A 19,308-nucleotide genomic window follows, 5' to 3' on the forward strand; every position below is an offset into this window, starting at 1 on the left:
TTACCAGTGCGGCGCGTAGTTGGGAAACGGCGAAGCCATGTGCTCGGGTTCCACGGGCGGCGCCATCCAGTCGCGCGGGTCGACCTTGTAGTACTGCAATAATTGCGCGTACAGTTCTTCGTGGTGCTCGGCCATCTGGTACGGTTTTTCAAAGAAGGTTTCCGTGGCCACGGCAAAGAATTCGGCGGGATTCGTGGCGCCGTAATGGTCCAGCACGCTGTGCTGCTGGTAGATGGCGTCGTGGCGCAGATTGTCGAAGTCGCGCGACAGCACGGTGGCCCAGCTGCGGTAGCTCGACACGCTGGGCAAATACGGCGCGCCATTCGCGGCGCCCGATTCGCTGTCGAGCTGGTGGGCAAATTCATGCAGCACGACATTGTGCCCATCGGTCCAGTCGGCCGCGCCGCGCTGCACGTGGTCCCAGGCCAGCACGACTCTGCCATCGCCCCAGGATTCGCCCAATAAACCATTGGCCGATGGCGTGACCACGCCGCCCGGCCCCACTTCATCGCGCGTGACGATGAATTCCGTGGGGTACACGAGGATGGTGTCGAGTTCCGGATACACCTGCGTCTGGCGGTTCAGCAACAGCAGGCAAGCCTGGCCGGCGATGGTATAGCGCATCTCGTCCGTGATCTCCAGGCCGCCGCAACCGACGAATTTCTTCTGATACAGGAATTGCACGACGAGACGGCGCAATTGTTCCTGCAGCGGCGCCGGCATGCGCGGATACACGGGAATATTCTTTTCCAGCACGGCCAGGCCTTCAGCCGGCAAGGGCCTGGCCAGGGCCCGCTTCAGGCGCCAGCGGGGAAACCACAGCGAAAAGACGATGGCGGCCGTGACGAGGGCGATCCACAGCAGCGGGTTCATGCGAAGTCCCGTTGCAAGCAAGGCAGTGGCGGACACGATAACAAGGCGGCATAGGCAGACAAGGACAAGCTCCTTCAAGTGAACCCGCGCGTTGCGGGCAACAGTCCAGCCCACATGGGGATGCTTGCTGTCTTTTCAATCAGACGACATGAAACGGTCTGCCCCAACGCCAAAAGCCGGGTTGCAACCCGGCTTTCGACATGCATCTGAGAATCAAAACCACAAGCATTCCGCCCGCCGGCCGCCAGGCGGCCGCTCAGACGCGTTTTTACTCGGCAGATTTTTGCTGCGGCGCTCCGAACAAGGCTGCCACCAGCGGATCGCGCGTCACGGGACCGCGGTTGACGCGGATAGCGTAATGCGTGTCATCGGCCAGGATGTGGAAGTGACGGCCGCTGCCTGCCATGCTTTGCTCGCGCAGGCCCGGACGGTCCTTGCGCGGTGGCGCGCCCTCGCGTTTCGGCTGGACGATGGCGGCCAGGAAAGCGCGCACGCGCTCAGGATCCGGCGTCAGCTGGTACACTGCCTTGCCCAAATAGGTGGCGGTGCCTTCGATGTAGCGGGCCAGTTCGATCACGCCCGCTTCGCGCAGGTCGCGGATATATTTGCGGGCGCCCGATGGCGAAAACTTGAGGAACCAGGCGATTTCGTCTGCCAGCATCTCGTGCAGCGACAATTCGCCGATCAGCTTTTGCATGTTTTCGATGCGGCGCAGGGTGGCCGACGTCGAACGCACGCGCTCGATCGGTGCCATGGAAATGGGATTCATGCGTTCCGGGGGGATAGGTGCTGCGCGTTCTACCATTTGCGAGCCTTTTTCGGGGCTACGAAGTTCCTGGTGCGCTGCCTTTAATTCGCTCTTCACGTGAGACTGAGTCATTGCATGCATTTGAATACTCCTTTTAAACGATTGCCGGTAGCCCGGATTGTTAAGTTCTTGGCAATTTTTATACCAGAACGCCACGAATCCTGAGCGTCTGGGCACAGAATGCCATCCTGCTCCTCACTGGTCTGTGCGTTAACGAACATTAGAAGCAAGAAAGTGAAAAATATTGCCTTGTTGAATTATTTCTCTCAGTGCATCTATAAAAGACATCTAAAAACGCTGCGCTCGCATACGCGCACAAAGTGAAATAGCGAACAGAAGCGTCGGCATCCTTGCAATAAATTCAAGCTTCGCGCGTGGCACCCGCCGCCCGCATTGCGCCAATCTTGATACTTTGCAAAGGAACCATCATGAATATGCCCAGTCTGCTGGCAGCCGCCGCCCTGATCACCTTGTCCGCCTGCAAAAAACCGGCCGACGCGCCGCTGCCCGAAACGGCGCCCAACCCCGCTTCCGCGCCACAAGTGATGCCGCCCCCCGTCGCGCCAGCCACGCCGGAAGCGGGTCCTGGCAGCACGACGCCGCCTGCGCCGCTGACGGACCCGGCCACCGCGCCGGCCCTGCCGCCCGCCACGGCGCCAAAGTAAGCCCGGCAGACAGAGCTATCCATCAGGCGCCCGCGCGGCGCCGCCCCTACTCCACGGGGGAGTTACGCGTTGCCAGCCTGTTTGCAACGCGTTTTTTTACGATTGGAGTCGGCCGCGCCATTTAGGTTCACCTGCTCCGAGCCCGCAAGCCGGTATCGAACCCGCCCGCCACAATGCGGCAATCCGCACAGTCTTTCCCCTCGCCGTGCGGAAAGGCGGAATCTCGCCATTTCCCAATTTCAATAGATTCAAATTAAACCTTTATAAACAATCACTTGCAATAAACGCCAAAATGCGCTCCACTGGCACGGAAGATGCTTTTATATTTTCATAGCCGCCATCAGAGCGGCGGCCTGACCCACTATATAAAAACCATCTACCTTTTGGAGACAACAGCATGGCAAGCACCTTCCGCATCTCGTCCTTTCTCAACACCAAGGCACTGGCCGTGGCCGTCGCCCTGGCCGCGCAATTCCCGCTGGCCGTCCACGCGGCCGATACCGTACGCCTGGGCAACCTGAAATTCGCCCATTACGGCGCCGTTGCCTACATGAAGGAAATCGCGCCGAAATACGACCTGAAGATCGAAGAGCGCATTTTCGCCAAGGGCCTCGACATCGTGCCGGCCATGATCGCCGGCGAAATCGACGTGTCCGCCAGCGCGCTGGAAGCGGCCATCACGGGCCGCGCCACGGGCTTGCCCGTGTATCTGGTGGGCGGCTTTGCCAAGGGCGGCGTGCAGATCGTCGGCCGTCCCGACCTGAACATCAAGGGTATCGCCGACCTGAAAGGCAAGAAAGTCGGCGTCACGCGCGGCGGTCCGCAGGAAATCCTGCTGTTTGCCGAATTGACCAAGGCCAAGCTGACCTGGTCCGACAAGCCGGGCAAGGACGTGCAGATTCTGTACATGGGCTACCCGGACTTGAACCAGGCGCTGCTGACCAAGGATATCGATGTCATGAGCCAGTCCGAGCCGTACTCGACCCAGGCCATCCACAAGAAATATGGCGCGGCCATCATCAAGCCCTACGACACGCCGCTGGGCGAGCCCGTGCGCGCGCTCGTGATGACGGAAAAAATGTACAAGGAAAAGCCGGCCGTGGCCCAGCGCTTCATGGATTGCTTCGTCGCCGCCACGCGGGCATTTTTGGCCGACCCGAAACTGGCGGAAAAATACGTGCGCGAATCGATGTTCAAGAACCAGATCACCTCCGACGATTACCGCGACGCCATCGACAACGCCATCTTCACGGAAGACATCACGCAAAGCCACGTGCAGCTGACCACCGACTACATGGTGAAATTCGGCGTGGGCCGCATGGCCAAAGCGCCTGCCGCCAAGGATTGGGTCAAGCTGGATCTGCTGGAAAAAGCCAAGAAGTCCTACGCACCTCGCTAATCTGAAAGTGTCACGATGAATATTCAAATGATGAAACGCTTCGCGCACGGCGCCGCCGTGCCCGTCGCCGTGCTGCTGCTGTGGCAAGCCATGTCGACGTTCGGCTGGATCAACCCGCAAATCCTGCCCTCGCCCGTCGCCGTGGTCGTAAAATGGTATGAATACCTTATCCCCATGGAAGCGTACACGCCCGAAGCGGGCAATTACCTTGTGTGGATGTTCTCCGGCGAATTGCCGCACGACGCCTGGGCCAGCCTGTCGCGCGTGCTGGGCGGCTTTGCCATCGGCGCCGGCCTGGCCTTGCCGCTGGGCTTGCTGATGGGCACCAACAAGACCATCTATAAACTGTTCGACCCGCTGGTGCAGGTGCTGCGCCCGATTCCGCCGATCGCCTACATTCCGCTGGCGATCTTGTGGTTCGGCCTGGGCAACCCGCCCGCCTTCTTCCTGATCAGCATCGGTTCCTTCTTCCCCGTGCTGATGAATACCATCGCCGGCGTGCGCCAGGTCGACGGCATCTACATCCGCGCCGCGCGCAACCTGGGCGCCAGCCAGATGACGATGTTCCGCCGCGTCATCCTGCCGGCCGCCACACCGTACATCCTGGCCGGCGCACGCATCGGCATGGGCACGGCCTTCATCGTCGTGATCGTCGCGGAAATGATCGCCGTGAACAGCGGCCTCGGTTTCCGCATCCTGGAAGCGCGCGAGTACTTCTGGTCCGACAAGATTATCGCCGGCATGTTTACCATCGGCCTGTTCGGCCTGGCCATCGATATCGCCATGAATGCCCTGAATAATCATTTGCTGCAGTGGCACCGCGGCCTGGAACACTGAGAGGAACGGCCATGACCACGATCAATATCAATGCAGTCAATAAAATCTTCACCACGGGCGGCGCGGACGTCATCGCCCTGAAGGACATCAACCTGGAAATCGCCAGCGGTGAGTTCATCTGCCTGCTGGGACCGTCCGGCTGCGGCAAGTCGACCCTGCTCAACGCCATCGCCGGCTTCTCGCAGCCGACGTCGGGCCAGATCCTGGCCGGCGGCAAGCTGATCACCGAACCCGGCCCCGACCGCGGCATGGTGTTCCAGGAATACGCGCTGTTCCCATGGATGACCATCGAGAGCAATATCGCTTTCGGCCTGGAAATCGCCGGCAAGACGCCAGCCGAGATCAAGGAACGGGTCGACATGCTGCTGAGCATGCTGGGCTTGACGGAATTCCGTGCCCGCTACCCGAAAGACTTGTCGGGCGGCATGCGCCAGCGCGTGGCCATCGCCCGCGTGCTGGCCCTCGATTCGCCGATCATGCTGATGGATGAACCGTTCGGCGCGCTGGACGCCTTGACGCGGCGCAACCTGCAAGATGAATTGCTGAAAATCTGGAAAGTCTTCGGCACCACCATCGTGTTCGTCACGCACTCGATCGAGGAATCGATCTACCTGGCCGACCGCACCATCGTCATGACCTACCGTCCCGGCACCATCAAGCGCGACGTGGCCATCGACCTGCCCCGCCCGCGCGACCCGAGCGACCCCGAGTTCAACCGCCTCAAGCGCATGCTGGGCGAGATGGTGATGGAAGAGCAGCAGCGTCATCACAATGCCGAAACCATGGCCAGTACCGCCGATTGAGGGAGCTTGATTAAGCGACCGCAAACTTATTTGGGGTCTGACCCGGCGGGTCAGACCCCAAGGCCATTCGTCCCCCTGCTGGCCGTGGGGTCGCTGGCCGTGCTGACGTGGGCCTCGTATGCCTGGGTCAAGCAGCGCCAGCTCGACGAATTGCATCGCACCCTCGATTCGCGCGCGGAACTGTATGCGGCATCCATCGGCGGCGCCCTCAACAAGTACGAATTCCTGCCCCTGGCCGTGGCCCAGAGCGATGCGGTGGCGCAATTGCTGGAGCAGCCCAGCGCCGACAAAGTCACGCAAATCAACGCCTACCTGGTCGACATGAACCGCCGCGCAGGCGCCTTTGCCGTCTACGTGCTCGACGACAAGGGCACGACCCTGGCGTCGAGCAACTGGCAGGACCGCAGCTCGTATGTGGGCGTCAACTATGGTTTTCGTCCGTATTTCAAGAACGCCATCGCGGGTGGCATCGGCCGCTTCTACGGTATCGGCTTTTCCACCTTCGAGGCCGGCTATTTCATTTCGCAGCCCGTGCAGCGCAACGGACGCATCATCGGCATCGTCGCCGCCAAGGTCAACCTGGACTGGATCGAGCAATCGTGGCGCACGCCCGGCGCGGGCGAACAGATCTGGGTCAAGGATGCGAATGGCGTGATCATCCTGGCCACGACACCGGCCTTCAAGTTCAAGACCCTGGCCTCGCTGTCGCCGGACGCCAAGAAAGACATCAGCGAACAGCGCCAGTTCCTGCAAGAAAACCTGCCCATCTTGCCGCACCGCGTCAGCCGCCAGTTTGCCGACGGCGCGAGCGTGATGACCCTGGAACGTCCGCAGACGAGTGACACCCCCGCCCTGTCCGGCAGCGCCGACTACCTGGCCGTGAACCGCGCGCTGGGGCCGCTGCAATGGCAGATCACGGTGCTGGCCGAACTCGACCAGGTCGATGAGGCGGCGCGCAACGCGGCCATCGCCGCCGCGCTGGGCTGGGCCTTGCTGCTGCTGGCCCTGATGTATGCGCGCCAGCGCCGGCGCCGTATCGCCGACAAGCTCAATGCGCAACTAACCCTGGCGCGCGCCTATGAACAGCTGGAAATCAAGGTAGAACAGCGCACGGCCGACCTGGTCCACGCGAACGGCCGCCTGCAGGCCGAGGTGAAGGAACGCGAACGGGCCGAGCAAACCTTGCGCTATGCCCAGGCGGAACTGGTGCAAAGCGGCAAGCTGGCGGCCATCGGCCAGATGGCGGCCGGCGTCACGCACGAGCTGAACCAGCCGCTGGCCGCCCTGCAAACATTTTCCGATAATGCCAAGGTGTTCCTGGCGCGGGGCCAGATCGACGATGCGCTCGACAACCTGTCGACCATTTCCGACCTCGTCAAGCGGCTCGGCTATGTGACGTCGCAACTGAAAGGTTTTGCGCGGCGTAGCGACGATGCGCGCAAACCCGTCAGCGTACGCCAAGCGTTCGCGCAAACCATGCTGCAAATCCGCACGCGCAAGAACTCGCAGCGTTTGACCCTGCATGAAAGCTGGCTGGAGGACGACATCATCGTGCTGTGCAACGCCATTGGCCTGGAACAGGTGTTTACCAACCTGATCACCAACGCCATGGATGCCGTGCCGGAAAACGAGCCCGTGCAAATCTGGTTCCAGGTGCGCCGCGAAGGCAGCCTTGCCGTGTTGCATATCACCGATAATGGCCCCGGCATCCCGCTGGCCTCGCTCGACAAGATCTTCGACCCCTTCTATACCACCAAGGAACACGGGCTGGGCTTGGGATTGTCGATCAGCGCAGGCATACTGCGCGCGGCGGGCAGCGCCCTGGCCGTGCGCAACCGCAGCGCACAGGAAGGGGGCGGCGCACAATTTACCATCACCCTGAGCTGCGACCCGGGGGAGAGAGACAAGGAAACATCTGATGCACGAGAATAATTTTGAAGGCATGCAAGTGTTGCTGGTGGAAGACGATGCCGTCGTGCGCAAGGGCGCCCGGCAATCGCTGGAACTGGCGGGTTTGCAAGTAACGGCCGTCGCCACGGCCGAGGAAGCGCTGCCCTATCTGGTGCCCGAATTTGCCGGCATTTTATTGAGCGACATCAAGCTGCCGGGCATCGATGGCTTGAAACTACTCGATATCGCCGTGGCGCAGGATGCCAGCCTGCCCGTCATCCTCGTCACGGGCCACGGCGACGTGTCGATGGCCGTGGGTGCCATGCGTCGCGGTGCCTACGATTTCATCGAAAAACCGTTTTCCGCCGACTTGCTCGTGGAAGTGTGCCGTCGCGCCCTCGACAAGCGCCACCTGGTGCTGGAAAACATGAACTTGCGCCGCCAGCTCGAGCAGCGGGTCGGCATCGAAGCGCGCATCGTGGGCCGCAGCGCGGCCATGGCCAAGGTGCGCCAGCTGGTGCTGAACCTGGCGCCGAAATCGGCCGACATCATCATCCTCGGCGAAACGGGCACTGGAAAAGAACTGATCGCCCGCTGCCTGCACGACTTCAGCGAGCGGCGCGACCATCCATTCGTGGCTATCAACTGCGGCGCCCTGCCCGAATCGATCTTCGAATCGGAACTGTTCGGCCACGAGGAAGGCGCATTTACAGGCGCGCAGCGCCAGCGCATCGGCAAGATCGAGTACGCGAACGGCGGCACCCTGTTCCTCGATGAAATCGAAAGCATGCCGCTGGCCCTGCAAGTGAAACTGCTGCGCGTGCTGCAGGAGCGGCAGGTGGAGCGGCTCGGTTCAAACAAACTCATTTCCGTCAATTTCCGCGTGATTGCCGCCGCCAAGGAAGACTTGAATGTGCTGGCGGAACAGGGGAAATTCCGTCCCGACCTGTATTACCGCCTGAACGTGGCCAGTCTCACTCTCCCCGCCCTGCGCAACCGGCGCGAGGATATCCCGCTGCTGTTCGAGTTCTTCGTGCTGCAGGCGGCGCTGCGCTACAGCCAGCCGGCCGCCCTCGTCAGCGGCGAACTGATCGCGTCCCTGATGGCGCAGCGCTGGGCCGGCAATGTGCGCGAGCTGCACAATGTGGCCGACCGCTTCGTGCTGGGCTTGCTCGACGACACCCTGAGCCCGGCCGGCTGCCGCGAAGCGTCGCTGGCCGAGCAAGTGGACACGTTCGAAATTTCCATCATCGAGGAAGCCTTGCGCCGCCACAACGGCAACGTCATCGACGCGGCGGCCAGCCTGAATATTCCCAAGAAAACCCTGTACGACAAGCTCAAGCGTTTCGATATTTCGACCGAGCAATTCCGCTGACGCCTGCGCCACGGCCAGCCATGCACCCACAGCCGCGGGCGGCGCGCTCCTACTTTCCGCCCTGCCCGCGCGTGCCAGAATCGGTACTCCACTTCATGCCACGAGAAGGAGTTCCCATGAAACCATCTGCATTGATGCTGACCGCCCTGCTGCTGGGCAGCGCAGCCGCCCTGGCTCAGGCGCAATCGACGGGCAATAGCAATACCACGGGCAACACCGGCAACACGGGCACGGCGGCCCAGCAAGATACGCAGCAAAATACGCGACAGGATGACACGACGCCGCGCAAGCATGACAAGAAACAGAAGCAGAAATCGGGAAAATCGCGCAACAACGATACGACGGGACAGTCCACCAGCGGCACCAACTCGGGCGGCGGCACCCCGGGCAGCGCCGGCCAGTCCGCAGGCAACGCCGCGCGCAGCGGCACGCAGAACATGAACGGCAATACGGGCGGCACAGGTACGTCAGGAACTTCGGGAACGTCAGGGACGTCGGGGACTTCCGGCAACTCTGGCACCTCGGGTAACACCGGCAACACGGGCAATTCCGGCACCTCGGGCAACACGGGCGTGGTGCCGCCGCGCCAGCCCGGCCGCTAAGCGCCAGCAACGCGGCACGGGATAGCCATGACGGCGCTGCAGGCCGCGCTGCTGCTGCACGGCCTGCTGGGCGGGGCCGACGTCATCCTCAACCACGAGCTGCTCGTGCGGCTGCCGTCGCGCCCGGGCGCAGCCGCCGAGCAGCGCCTGCACAGCGCGCGCGAAGTCATCTTCGGCCTGCTGTTCCCCTCGCTGGGCCTGTTCAGCTGGCATGGCTGGCTGGCCTGGTGGCCCGTGGCACTGCTGCTGGCGGAGATACTGGTCTCGCTGCGCGACACCGTGGTCGAAGGCGACACGCGCCGCTTGCCCGTACCCGAGCGCATCCTGCACGTCTTGCTGTTCATTAACTTGGGTGTGATCGCCACCTTGCTGCTGCAGGCGCTGCGCGGCTGGCTTGCCCTGCCGGCCGCCATGCAGGCCCTGCCGCCCGGCGGACCCGGCCAGTGGCTGGCCGCCATGGGCGCCATCTCGCTGGCATGGTCCGTGCGCGATGGCCTGAGCGCGCGGCGCCTGCGCCTGCGTGCGGGCCAACATGCGTGAACACTGGCAATATGCTCACACGCGCATGCGGCATATTCCTACTTGGAAACGGCAGCACGCATGTGACAATCTAGTCTCGACAGCAACTCCCAACTTCCCATACAGGACACGCACCATGAAAACTCCCGCTCTCTTGCTGGCCGCCACCCTGATGACCGTTGGCGGCGCCTGGGTGCAAGCCCAGTCGACGACGAATCTGAACCAGACGGGCAACCACACCAACAATGCCAGGGACCCGGGCCAGCAATCGGATGCCTCCGACAAGCTCGACAACAAAGGCAAGCTGGTCCACGACGGCAAGGCCAGCAAAACCCGCACGGACAAGCGCACGCGGCGCGGAAAACAGACGGCCAATCATGGGGTCAAACCGCACAGCGGCACGCCCACCGAGCCGCCAGCGTCCACACCTGCGGTGCCCAGCATCCCCGTCGCCCCCGTGAAATAGCATCAGCGCTGCGCCACGTTGCTTCCAGTCACGCTATCATCGCGCTTTTACAAGATAGCCAGGAAGACAATGAAAGCAGCATGGTGTGGAATGATGGCGGCAAGCGTATTGGCAGCCGCGAGCGTACAGGCGGCCCCCACGGTGGGCGAATGCATGGAACTGACGACGGGCATCAAGTTCAGCAAGAACAATGGCGATGCGCAAGTCAACATCGAAGAAATGTTCGAGGGCAAGAAACAAAAGGGCACGCAACTGATCCTCAACGGCGGCGTGCTGCTGGCCACGTCCTACCAGGACATCCGCGATGGCCAGGTATTCCTGACGGGCAACGTCCACTACAATGAAGACGGCACCGTGCGCAGCAAGAACGTCTACACGCCGCAGTCCGCCATCCCCGCCAACATGCGCCCCGGCCAGGAAGTGCGCGTGCAATTTTCGGACACGCAAACGAGTACCCACTACCCGCTGGCGGGGCTGTCCGACAAGATCACCACCTCGACGCGCACGGACGAGCGCAATTTCTCCATCACCTTCCTGGGCTGGGAACGCCTGGAACTGGGAGGCCGCCGCTTCCCCGACGCCTGCAAGTTCGAACTGCATGACGTGGGCGGAAAAAGCAAAGGCAAAAGTGGCGAATACGTGTGGTACGCGCAGGGTTTCGGCGTAATCATGACGGACAAGCTCGACAAGAATGGCGACGTGCAACCGGCGTATCGGATTGCGCTGACGAAGATCATCAGCGCACCGTAAATATTTTTTGATTATATTGCGCTAGAAGCTGGCCAAGGACACGGTTCACCCCGCCTAGTTCAGCGACGCCAGCGCATTGCCCCGCACTTGAAACGCCACCTGCGCCACCGTCTTGCCCGCATCGTCGACCAGCGCCAGCAGATGCTTGCCCGGCACGGGGTGCCAGCTGATGCTGTCAAGCGCCGCGCCCAGGTCCTTGCCGTCGAGCACCCAGCGCAAGGCATGGCTGCCCTGTGCCTGGAAGAACACGCGCTGCAGGGCGGGCGGGATGTCGGGGTCGATGGCGAGGATGCTGTCTTCGGCCGGATACACGATGGCGGGCGGCTTCACGGTGTCGCCCAGAACGGCGATGACGGGGCTTTCCGTGCCGGCGATAAACCATTCGCGGCGCGGCGCTTCGAGCGCGGGCTGGTACGCCACCATCTGCTGCAATACGCCTGGCGGCGCTTTCGGGGCGTGGCTGGGCACGTTCTTGTGCAGGTAATCCATGACGTCGCGCCACACGGGCGCGGCGCCCGTCACGCCCGATACGTCCCACATGGGCTTGCCGTCGAAGTTGCCCACCCAGACGCCCACCGTGTAGCGCGCCGAGTAGCCCATGCACCAGTTGTCGCGCATGTCCTTGCTCGTGCCCGTCTTGACGGCGCTCCAGAAATTCGTCCCCAGCTCGTTGCGCAAGCCAAACGTCATGCTGCGCGCGGCGCGGTCGGCCAGGATATCGCCGACGATGAAGGCGGCGCCCGGCTCCATCACACGGCGCCGGTCCTTGCCAGCCTGGCCCGGCTGCAGGCTGGCCGTGCTGTATAGCCCGCCATTGGCCAGCGCGCGGTAGGCGTTGGCCAGTTCCAGCAAGGTCACTTCGGACGAGCCCAGCGCCAGCGACGGGCCGTAGTACTCGGCCGGTTCCGTCAGGCTCGACAGGCCCACTTCCTTGAGGCGGTTGTAAAAACCGTCCTGCCCCGTCAGCAGCACCGTGCGCACGGCGGGAATGTTCAGGGAGCTGGCCAGGCTGGTGCGGGCGCTGACGTAACCCTTGAAATTGCGGTCGTAGTTTTGCGGCGCATACATGCCGGACGCCGTGGCGACGTCGAGCGGCGAGTCGTCCATGACGGACGCGGCCGTCATCAGCCTGCGCTCGATCGCCAGTTCATATAGAAATGGTTTCAGGGTGGAACCGGCCTGGCGCAGGGCCGCCACGCCATCGACATGGCTGCCGCCCGCATTGCCGACATACGCGAGGATCTCGCCGCTGCGGTTATCTAACACGATGATGGCGCCATCGTTGACATTGCGCTCGCGCAAGGAGGCCAGCTGCTGGCGCAGGTTTTCCTGCGCGAAGCGCTGCAAAGGACCATCGAGCGTGCTGGCGACCTGCGCACCCGGCTGTTTCAGCAACTGCTGCGCCACTTGCGGCGCCGGCGCCAGCTCCGCGGCCAGCGCGTTGCGCTGCAAGGCCGTCTGCACGCGCTGGCCGATCAGCTGGCAGCTGCTGTCCATGCGCCACTCTTTCGCCAGCGCGCAAGCGCGCCGCGTGACGGTGGCCGGCGGCGCGTTCGGCGCGCGTACGAGGCTGGCCAGAATGATGGCGTCCGTCTGGTTCAGGCCGGACGGCGCCTTGCCGAACAGGCTGTACGAGGCGGACGCGATGCCCTGCAGCTCGCCGCGGAACGACACGAGGTTCAAATAGGCTTCAAAAATCTGCGCCTTGCTCCAGCTGTCTTCGATGGCCTGGGCCGCGCGCATCTGGTCCCACTTCTGGCGCAGGCTGCGCCCGCCCGAGGACGCCTGCAAGTCCGCATCGAGCTGGCCCGCCAGCTGCATGGTGATGGTCGAGGCGCCCCGGGCTTTCTTGGAAAACAGATTGTCCCAGGCAGCCGTGGCCAGCGCGGACACATCCACACCGCCATGCTGCATGAAGCGCTGGTCTTCCGCCAACAGCACGGCCTGTTGCACGGCCGGTGAAATATCGGCCAGCGGCACCCACGGCAGCCGCCGCACCTTCATGTCCACGCGCAAGGATTGCAGCGGCGCGCCGCTACGGTCCAGCAACTGCGCTTCCGAACTGCGGTAGGCCGCCTGCACCTGGGCCGGCGTCAGGACCGCCTCGGCGAAGACCGGGCTGGCCAGCAGGCAGCCTATCAGTAAAACCTTGCCTTTCACTGCCCCACCTTCACATTCGCGTTCGGCGACTCGCCAAACATTTCGGGCGAATACATGGCTTCGATGCGCGTGGCCGGCAGGCTGAAATCGCCAGCATTGTTCAGGCGCACCGTGTATTCCACGCTCCAGCTGCCCTTCGGCACAAACGCGTAATACGCGCGGAAGGCGTCGAACGCGCGTTCCTCGAACGTGGGCCAGACCCAGCCCGTGGATTTCTCGCCGGCCGTCATCAACTGCGAATCACGGCCCAGGCCGTTGCCCAGCACGGTGGCGCTGGCGGGGATCGGGTCGTCGACCACGACCCAGCTCATGTCCGCCTGCGCCGACAACTCCAGGCGCACGCGGTAGACGTCGCCGCGCGACCATGCGCCCGCCATCTTCTGTTCCACCGGCGTAACGGTTTTCTTGATCGTGTAGCCGCTGGACACGGGCGCCTTGAGCGGGATCGCCGCCAGGCTTTGCACGGTGGCCCACGGTTTGCCCGTGCCGCTGTGCGCCAGGCCCAGGGTGTCCGTGCCCTTCGGCCACGGTTGCAGCACGGGGCCCACTTTCGCCGCGCCGTTCCACACGAGCGCTTGCGTATCGCCGCCCAGCTTGACTGCGCTGGCGCCCGCCACCGGTGTGGATTCGAACTTGGCCGAGAACTTGTTAATGGCCAGGGTGCCCCAGGCGTTGGCTACCGTCGTATCCCAGCGGCCCTTCTTCTGGCGGCCCATGCTGCCGCGCACGAGGCGGCCGATGTCGTCTTTCCACGCCGGGTTGTCCATCACGGCCAGCAGCAGGCGGTTGGCGTTGACGTCGCCCGAGACCATCAGCCACCACCAGTTATCCTTGCGCTCGGTGGAAAAGCCCATGGTCGTGCCCTGGAAATTCAGGCGCGAACGCAGTATCTGCTGCGCCTCGGCCAGCAGCGCATCGCGGCGTGCCAGGTTTGGCGTGCGCTGCAGCAACAGGCTCCAGTCGATCACGGCCGAAGTCGGCCACAGGTTCGGGTTGATGCTGATGCTTTCCAGCGCATCGGGCGGCACTTTGTTCGAACGCGACAACGCTTCCAGTGCGGCGAGCTTGCGCACGGCCAGGTCCGTCGTATCCAGCGCGGAACGGCGCACGATGCGGCCCTGTACGAAGGCCGTCAAAGCCGCTTCCATGCGGTTTTTCGTCTGTTCGGGAATCGCATAGCCCGCTTCTTTCGTTGCCGACAACACGTAGGCCGTCAAGCTGTCGCTGCCTTGTTCCATGATGGGGAAGTATTTCAGCATGCCGTCGCCATCCAGGTAGGCGGGCAGGCTGGCGGCCAGCTTGTTCCACGCCTCCTGGTCTTGCAGCGCGATGGCCTTCGACGTGTTTTGCTCGAAGCAGGTGTACGGATACGCGGCCATGTACTCGCGCACACCTGGCAGCTCACCGCCGAGCTTGGCGACAAAGCTGGTCTGGATACCACCCCGGCCCGGCAAGGCGCCGACCGGCATTTGCACGGACATATTGATGGGCTTGTCGACTTGCTGCAAGGTGGCCTGGTAGGTGCGCACGGGCGTGGCCTGGCCTACCTTTTGCGTGATTTTCAGTTTATCGGTATGGTTGCCCGCTTTCGCAGCCACCTCCCACACGACCGTTTGCGCACCGAGCGGGACCTGGTAATCCCAGCCCGTTTCGCGCGCTTCGCCCGCCGCCAGGGTCAAGCTCTGGCGCGGCAAGGCCTTGCCGGCAGCGCTGGCGTTCAATTCCACATTCAGCGAGGCGGCCGAGGTGTTGCGCACGGTGAAACCGGCGCGCAACTGGTCGCCTTCGCGCACGAGGGTCGGCAAGCCCGACATCAGGATCAAGTCTTGCGAGCTGCGGATGTCCGTGCTGCCCGTGCCGAACAGTTCCTTGCCGGCGCTGGCGATGGCGACGATGCGGAACGCCGTCAATGAATCGTTGAGCGGCACTTGCACGGTCGCTTCGCCCTTGGCGTCGAGCTTGACCGTGCCCTTCCAGAACAGCAGGGTATCGAACAGCTCGCGGCTGGCGCCCTTGCCGCCGCCACCGCCGGCCGGGAAGGCCTTGCGGCCGAAGTGGCGCTTGCCGATCACCTGCATCTGCGCCGTCGCCGTTTCCACCTGCAGGCTGCGCTGCGCCATCATGGTGTCGAGCAATTTCCAGCTATCGTTGGGCATCAGTTCCAGCAAGCCCGTATCGACGGCCGCCAGCGCCACTTCGGCGCCGACTGGCAACGGTTTACCGTCGGCGCGGCGCACGCGCACGGACACCTCCGCCTTGTCACGCGTCTTGTACACCTCCTTGTCGGACACGACCATCACGTTCAGTTCATGCGCCTGCCACCCCACGTTCAGCGGTGCGATGCCCATCTTGTAGGCCGGCTTGCCCAGGTCCACCAAGGCCGTCGGTTGCACGCCATCGACCCTGCCCCGCACGACAAACACGGACACATACACATTCGGCGCGTAGTTCGATTTGACCGGGATATTCACCACCGGTTCCCGGCCATTGAGCTGGCGCACATAGGTGTCGAGGATGCCTTCGCGCTCGACCGTGATCAACGCAGTACCCGCGCGGAACGGCATGCGCACCTGTAAGCTTGCTTCCTGACCCGGTTCGTAGCGTTTCTTTTCAGGCAGCACATCGATGCGGTCATTGTCGCTGGCGTTGAACCACCAGTCGCCGCTGCCGGCCACCCACGTTTCGCGGTTGGCGACAGCCGCGTTGCCGGCACTGTCCTGCGTGCTGGCGCGCAGAACCAGATTGCCGCTGGCGGGCGCCTTCACGTCGCACATCAACAGGCCCTTGCCATCCGTCTTGCCCGAGCACGCCGGGCCCAGCTTGACCACTTCGCTGCTGTTTTCATATGCATAGAAGCCGCCAATCAGCCGACGGCGGTGCGAATAGCTGTTGCGCTGGAAGAAATCGACGGCGACCGGGGCATTCGCCACGGGCTTGCCATTGGTGCCGAGCACGGCCACGGTGAACTTGAAGGCATCCTTGCTCAAGGCCCAGGCGTCAGGCTTGATGCCGATCACATAGTTCGATGGCCACAGCGGGACGCGCGTGGCAACGGAAGCCGTCTCGCCATTCGCATCCTGGAACGCCATTTCCGCCACTAGGTCGCGCGGCGTGGACAGCTGCGGCAGCTGGTCGATGACGATGCGCGCGCCGCCCGCCTTGTCCAGGGTCAAGCTTTGCGTGCGCGCGGCCGCCGCGCCTGCACCGGCATGCCCGCCATTGCCCTCGTCCTGCCACCCACCCTCATCGTCGTCGTAGCCGGTGCCCTGTTTCACAAGACCTTCCTTCACGTCGCCATTGCTGAAACTGAAATCGGGATAATCGGCAAACGTCACGCTCTTGTCTTGCAGCACCGTGCGCAGCTTGACGGGCGCATTGGTGGCCGCGCCGCCGGCCAGATACGTGATTTGCGCATCGAGGGCCAGCTGCCTGGCCTGCACGGCGGGCGCTTTCGGTCCCTGCAGCACGGCTTTCATGGTCGGCACGCGGAACGCTTCCACGCGGAAACTGCCGGATGGTCGGCCCGCCATCGTCACGCTGTACTCGCCCTGCTTGGCGTCGGCGGGGATGACCCAGTCGCTTTCCGCCGTGCCGCTGGCGGACCAGCGCAGCGGCAATTGATAGTTCTGGTCGCTGCCCTGGTGCGTGATGACGACGGAGGTGGCGCTGCCGGGACCGTTGTTCTTCTCGACCAGGCTCATGCCTTCGCCCGTGTGCTTGCGGATGAAATGCTTCATGTGCACGGTTTCACCGGCGCGCAGCAAGGTGCGGTCAAATACCGTCGCCAGCAAGGTGTTGTCGGCGCGCGTGTCGTCCGTGGGCAAATTGAAACGCCACGCTTCGATGCCGCCCACCCAGTCCGACAGGGTGAACGTCATGTCGCCGCCGCTGCGCGCACTGATAAAGTAGCGGCCGTTGTTCTTGCAGCTGGAATTGGCCAGTTCGCCGGGAATGTGCGCCACGCCGTCCGCGCCCGTGGCGCCCTGCCACAGCAGCTTGCCGGCGCAGTCGCGCACGGCCACTTGCGCTTTCGCAACAGGCGCGCCCTTGTCGAGCGACGTCACCCACACGAGCGACGATTGCGCGCCATGCTTGAAGTGGGCCGCCAGATTCGTCACCAGCGCGGCCGTGCGGATATAGGCCGTCGTCGGTTTGCCCAGCAGCACTTTGCCGAGGATGGGGCTGGCCAGTTCGATCACGTAAAAGCCCGGCTTTTGCAGCGGAATGCCGATCACTTCAAAAGTTTTCTTGCCATCGGGACGGGGCAGGCTGATAGGACGCGTGCCGGCCGCGCCCGCCAAGACGGATTTGCTCATGTTGCCCGCATATTGCGCGTACGGCTGCCAGTATTCGCCCCCGTCGCCATTGCCGGCCAGGCGCTGCATCCACTCGATGATGAACTTGTCGTCATTGTCGGGCACGCGCAAGGTGGCTCCCGTGGCGGCTGCGGATGGCTGGGCGACTTCCTTGCCCGACAGCACGGGTTCGATATTGCGCACCGTCACGGGCAGCAAGCCGTCGCCCTTCGCTTCGATGATGCCGAACGGGGCCGGGAATTTGAGCAGCGGCGGCTGTTCGCCCGTACGCACCGTCATGGGGAAGCGCGCGCGATTGAGCAAGGCGCGGCCCGCGTCATCCGTCAGCTTCGGCGGCAGGCTCAAGACAAAACTCGCTTGCACGGGGAAGGGGCCGTTGAAGGCGGCGCTATACAGGAATTCCGCCTTTTCTTCCTCTTTTGAAATCGTCGGTACATACGTCTTGCCGCCGCCCTTCAGGGTCATGGCGCGCACCAGCGATGCTTTCACGGGCGCGGAAAACTGCACGCGCATGGGCAGGAAGGGTATGCATTGCTCCTTCGGGTTGCTGCGCTCGCAGCTGAATTTGGCCGTGAAGTCGGGACGCGTCTTGAACTGCAGGGTTTGCGCTTTCTCCGTGGCGATGCCGCTGGCACTGGCGATGCCCTCGCCCCACACGAGCGACACCTTGGCGTTGGCGGGGAAGCTGCGCTTGCATTGCAGCACGGTGACGGGCAACGGCGGCGCGCCCTTGCTGGCCACGGGCATGCCCACTTTCCATACGACGCCCCGCTTCTTGAAGTACACGGTCAGGTAGCGGTCGAGAAAGCCTTTGCGCAGGGCCAATACCTGCTCCAGTTCCTTGCCCTTGAACAGGCGCACGGGAATCTTTTCATTGATGCCATCGGCGCGGCAATACGCATTGACGGCCACGCTGGCCTCGTTCGGCGCGGCGTCCAGGCCCAGCACGAAGATCTGGTTTTCATCGATGTAGGGCTGGCCGTCATACGGTACGGCCTCGACGATGGCCGGGCCGCCCGTGGTGAAACGGTAGGACGTCGTCCCCTGCAAGGCCTGGCCCGCCTGGTCCTTCAGCCCCGGCTTCAAGGCGAAGCTGCAGGCCACGCCGGCCGGCAAGTCGCGCTCGAAATCGAAGTTCCAGTTGCGCTCGTCGGCCCAGCGCCCCGCGCCCGCCACGACGGCAGGCTCGGCCTTGCCGCAATCGATGGCGAACGGCGCGGGCAAGCCCATGTCGCCGAACGGCACCATCGGCGTGGCGAACTGCGCCCGTACCTGGCGTACGGCCTTGACCGTGCCGCTCGGTGAAAACACGGATACGCCGCTATCGGCCCAGGCTGGCGTCGCCGAGCCCAGCGACAGCAGCAGGCACAAGGCCCCCAGTTTGCCAGTCAGCGGGGAAGAAAAAATACGGGGCAGGTCAGGCACGGGTGACTCCTTGATGAAAAGTGGCGGAGCTGGCTGCGGCGCGCAAAAGTTGCTTGGCGGAAGCCTGGAAAAGCAACGGAACGCGGCAGGAATACAACATCAATGTAATATTAGTTATCAAGCTCATCATTGTTGCTAATATACAGTGGCATGCAGGTGACAAGTCGTACGATTGCCTCTTGCCGCGGCGCCAGGAAGTGGCGTGCTTGTAAAAGTTTCACCTAGCAAATTAGTTTTTTTCAACAGCAAAGTCGTTGTCGTGAATCTGCAACACCATTGATATACCGCAATGCTTTGTGCGCCAGCGCACCGACCACCTGAACCTGCAACCGTATTCTCTAGTCCAACAGCAGTGCATTTATCGCAAGAAAACGCACCTGGAAGTGTGGTCGATCTCTAGCAATAGCACGTGTAGCAAGA

Annotated in this window: 14 protein-coding genes; 10 read left to right on the forward strand and 4 right to left on the reverse strand. The window is 63.1% G+C overall.

All coding sequences use genetic code 11. From position 1 onward, the window contains the following. Positions 1-873 (reverse strand): zinc-dependent peptidase, encoded by an 873-nt coding sequence (locus KO538_RS21850; protein ID WP_219329632.1) that lies wholly within the window; start codon positions 871-873, stop codon positions 1-3. A gap of 268 nt (positions 874-1,141) precedes the next feature. Further along, entirely contained in the window at positions 1,142-1,642 is a 501-nt protein-coding gene (locus tag KO538_RS21855; RefSeq protein ID WP_223278908.1) for a winged helix-turn-helix domain-containing protein, read from the reverse strand. A 467-nt stretch (positions 1,643-2,109) separates the two neighbouring features. On the opposite strand from KO538_RS21855, the gene KO538_RS21860 reads away from it, so the two are divergent. The 10 genes from KO538_RS21860 (at position 2,110) to KO538_RS21905 (ending at position 10,987) form a co-directional block, all read left to right on the forward strand. Further along, positions 2,110-2,346 (forward strand): hypothetical protein, encoded by a 237-nt coding sequence (locus KO538_RS21860; protein ID WP_034758874.1) that lies wholly within the window; start codon positions 2,110-2,112, stop codon positions 2,344-2,346. Between the two features lie 397 nt (positions 2,347-2,743). Continuing rightward, on the forward strand, positions 2,744-3,745 hold the full coding sequence (locus KO538_RS21865) for an ABC transporter substrate-binding protein (protein WP_070304092.1): 1,002 nt from the start codon (positions 2,744-2,746) through the stop codon (positions 3,743-3,745). 27 nt (positions 3,746-3,772) lie between these two features. Then, positions 3,773-4,582, forward strand: a complete 810-nt coding sequence (locus tag KO538_RS21870) for an ABC transporter permease (protein ID WP_370385376.1) — start codon at positions 3,773-3,775, stop codon at positions 4,580-4,582. Between the two features lie 11 nt (positions 4,583-4,593). Continuing rightward, positions 4,594-5,385 (forward strand): ABC transporter ATP-binding protein, encoded by a 792-nt coding sequence (locus KO538_RS21875; RefSeq protein ID WP_034786306.1) that lies wholly within the window; start codon positions 4,594-4,596, stop codon positions 5,383-5,385. A gap of 30 nt (positions 5,386-5,415) precedes the next feature. After that, entirely contained in the window at positions 5,416-7,317 is a 1,902-nt protein-coding gene (locus KO538_RS21880; protein ID WP_219329633.1) for an ATP-binding protein, read from the forward strand. Then, positions 7,304-8,650, forward strand: a complete 1,347-nt coding sequence (locus tag KO538_RS21885) for a sigma-54 dependent transcriptional regulator (protein ID WP_070304094.1) — start codon at positions 7,304-7,306, stop codon at positions 8,648-8,650. The genes KO538_RS21880 and KO538_RS21885 overlap by 14 nt, the downstream gene beginning before the upstream one ends. Positions 8,651-8,766: 116 nt before the next feature. Continuing rightward, a complete protein-coding gene (locus KO538_RS21890) occupies positions 8,767-9,252 on the forward strand; it encodes a hypothetical protein (protein WP_219329634.1) in 486 nt (161 codons plus the stop codon). A 27-nt stretch (positions 9,253-9,279) separates the two neighbouring features. Then, entirely contained in the window at positions 9,280-9,792 is a 513-nt protein-coding gene (locus tag KO538_RS21895) for a hypothetical protein (RefSeq protein WP_219329635.1), read from the forward strand. A gap of 115 nt (positions 9,793-9,907) precedes the next feature. After that, entirely contained in the window at positions 9,908-10,237 is a 330-nt protein-coding gene (locus KO538_RS21900) for a hypothetical protein (RefSeq protein ID WP_152546559.1), read from the forward strand. A 108-nt stretch (positions 10,238-10,345) separates the two neighbouring features. Further along, complete coding sequence (locus KO538_RS21905) at positions 10,346-10,987, forward strand: hypothetical protein (protein WP_219329636.1); 642 nt, start codon at positions 10,346-10,348, stop codon at positions 10,985-10,987. Positions 10,988-11,041: 54 nt separating this feature from the next. Here the strand turns inward: KO538_RS21905 and pbpC are convergent, their stop codons facing one another. Continuing rightward, the gene (gene pbpC / locus KO538_RS21910) at positions 11,042-13,147 is read right to left on the reverse strand and encodes a penicillin-binding protein 1C (protein WP_374106872.1); all 2,106 of its coding nucleotides are present in this window, start codon (positions 13,145-13,147) and stop codon (positions 11,042-11,044) included. Continuing rightward, on the reverse strand, positions 13,144-18,888 hold the full coding sequence (locus tag KO538_RS21915) for an alpha-2-macroglobulin (RefSeq protein WP_374106873.1): 5,745 nt from the start codon (positions 18,886-18,888) through the stop codon (positions 13,144-13,146). Before KO538_RS21915 ends, pbpC begins: the two co-directional genes overlap by 4 nt. Positions 18,889-19,308 lie beyond the last annotated feature (420 nt).

This window comes from Janthinobacterium sp. NKUCC08_JDC (assembly GCF_019345575.1).
Taxonomy (GTDB): domain Bacteria; phylum Pseudomonadota; class Gammaproteobacteria; order Burkholderiales; family Burkholderiaceae_D; genus Janthinobacterium; species Janthinobacterium aestuarii.

Coding starts and splice junctions, on each gene's coding strand:
- KO538_RS21860 (WP_034758874.1), top strand. CDS start 2,110: ATGAATATGCCCAGTCTGCTGGCAGCCGCCGCCCTGATCACCTTGTCC.
- KO538_RS21865 (WP_070304092.1), top strand. CDS start 2,744: ATGGCAAGCACCTTCCGCATCTCGTCCTTTCTCAACACCAAGGCACTG.
- KO538_RS21875 (WP_034786306.1), top strand. CDS start 4,594: ATGACCACGATCAATATCAATGCAGTCAATAAAATCTTCACCACGGGC.
- KO538_RS21870 (WP_370385376.1), top strand. CDS start 3,773: ATGATGAAACGCTTCGCGCACGGCGCCGCCGTGCCCGTCGCCGTGCTG.
- KO538_RS21895 (WP_219329635.1), top strand. CDS start 9,280: ATGACGGCGCTGCAGGCCGCGCTGCTGCTGCACGGCCTGCTGGGCGGG.
- KO538_RS21855 (WP_223278908.1), bottom strand. CDS start 1,642: ATGAATCCCATTTCCATGGCACCGATCGAGCGCGTGCGTTCGACGTCG.
- KO538_RS21900 (WP_152546559.1), top strand. CDS start 9,908: ATGAAAACTCCCGCTCTCTTGCTGGCCGCCACCCTGATGACCGTTGGC.
- KO538_RS21885 (WP_070304094.1), top strand. CDS start 7,304: ATGCACGAGAATAATTTTGAAGGCATGCAAGTGTTGCTGGTGGAAGAC.
- KO538_RS21890 (WP_219329634.1), top strand. CDS start 8,767: ATGAAACCATCTGCATTGATGCTGACCGCCCTGCTGCTGGGCAGCGCA.
- KO538_RS21850 (WP_219329632.1), bottom strand. CDS start 873: ATGAACCCGCTGCTGTGGATCGCCCTCGTCACGGCCGCCATCGTCTTT.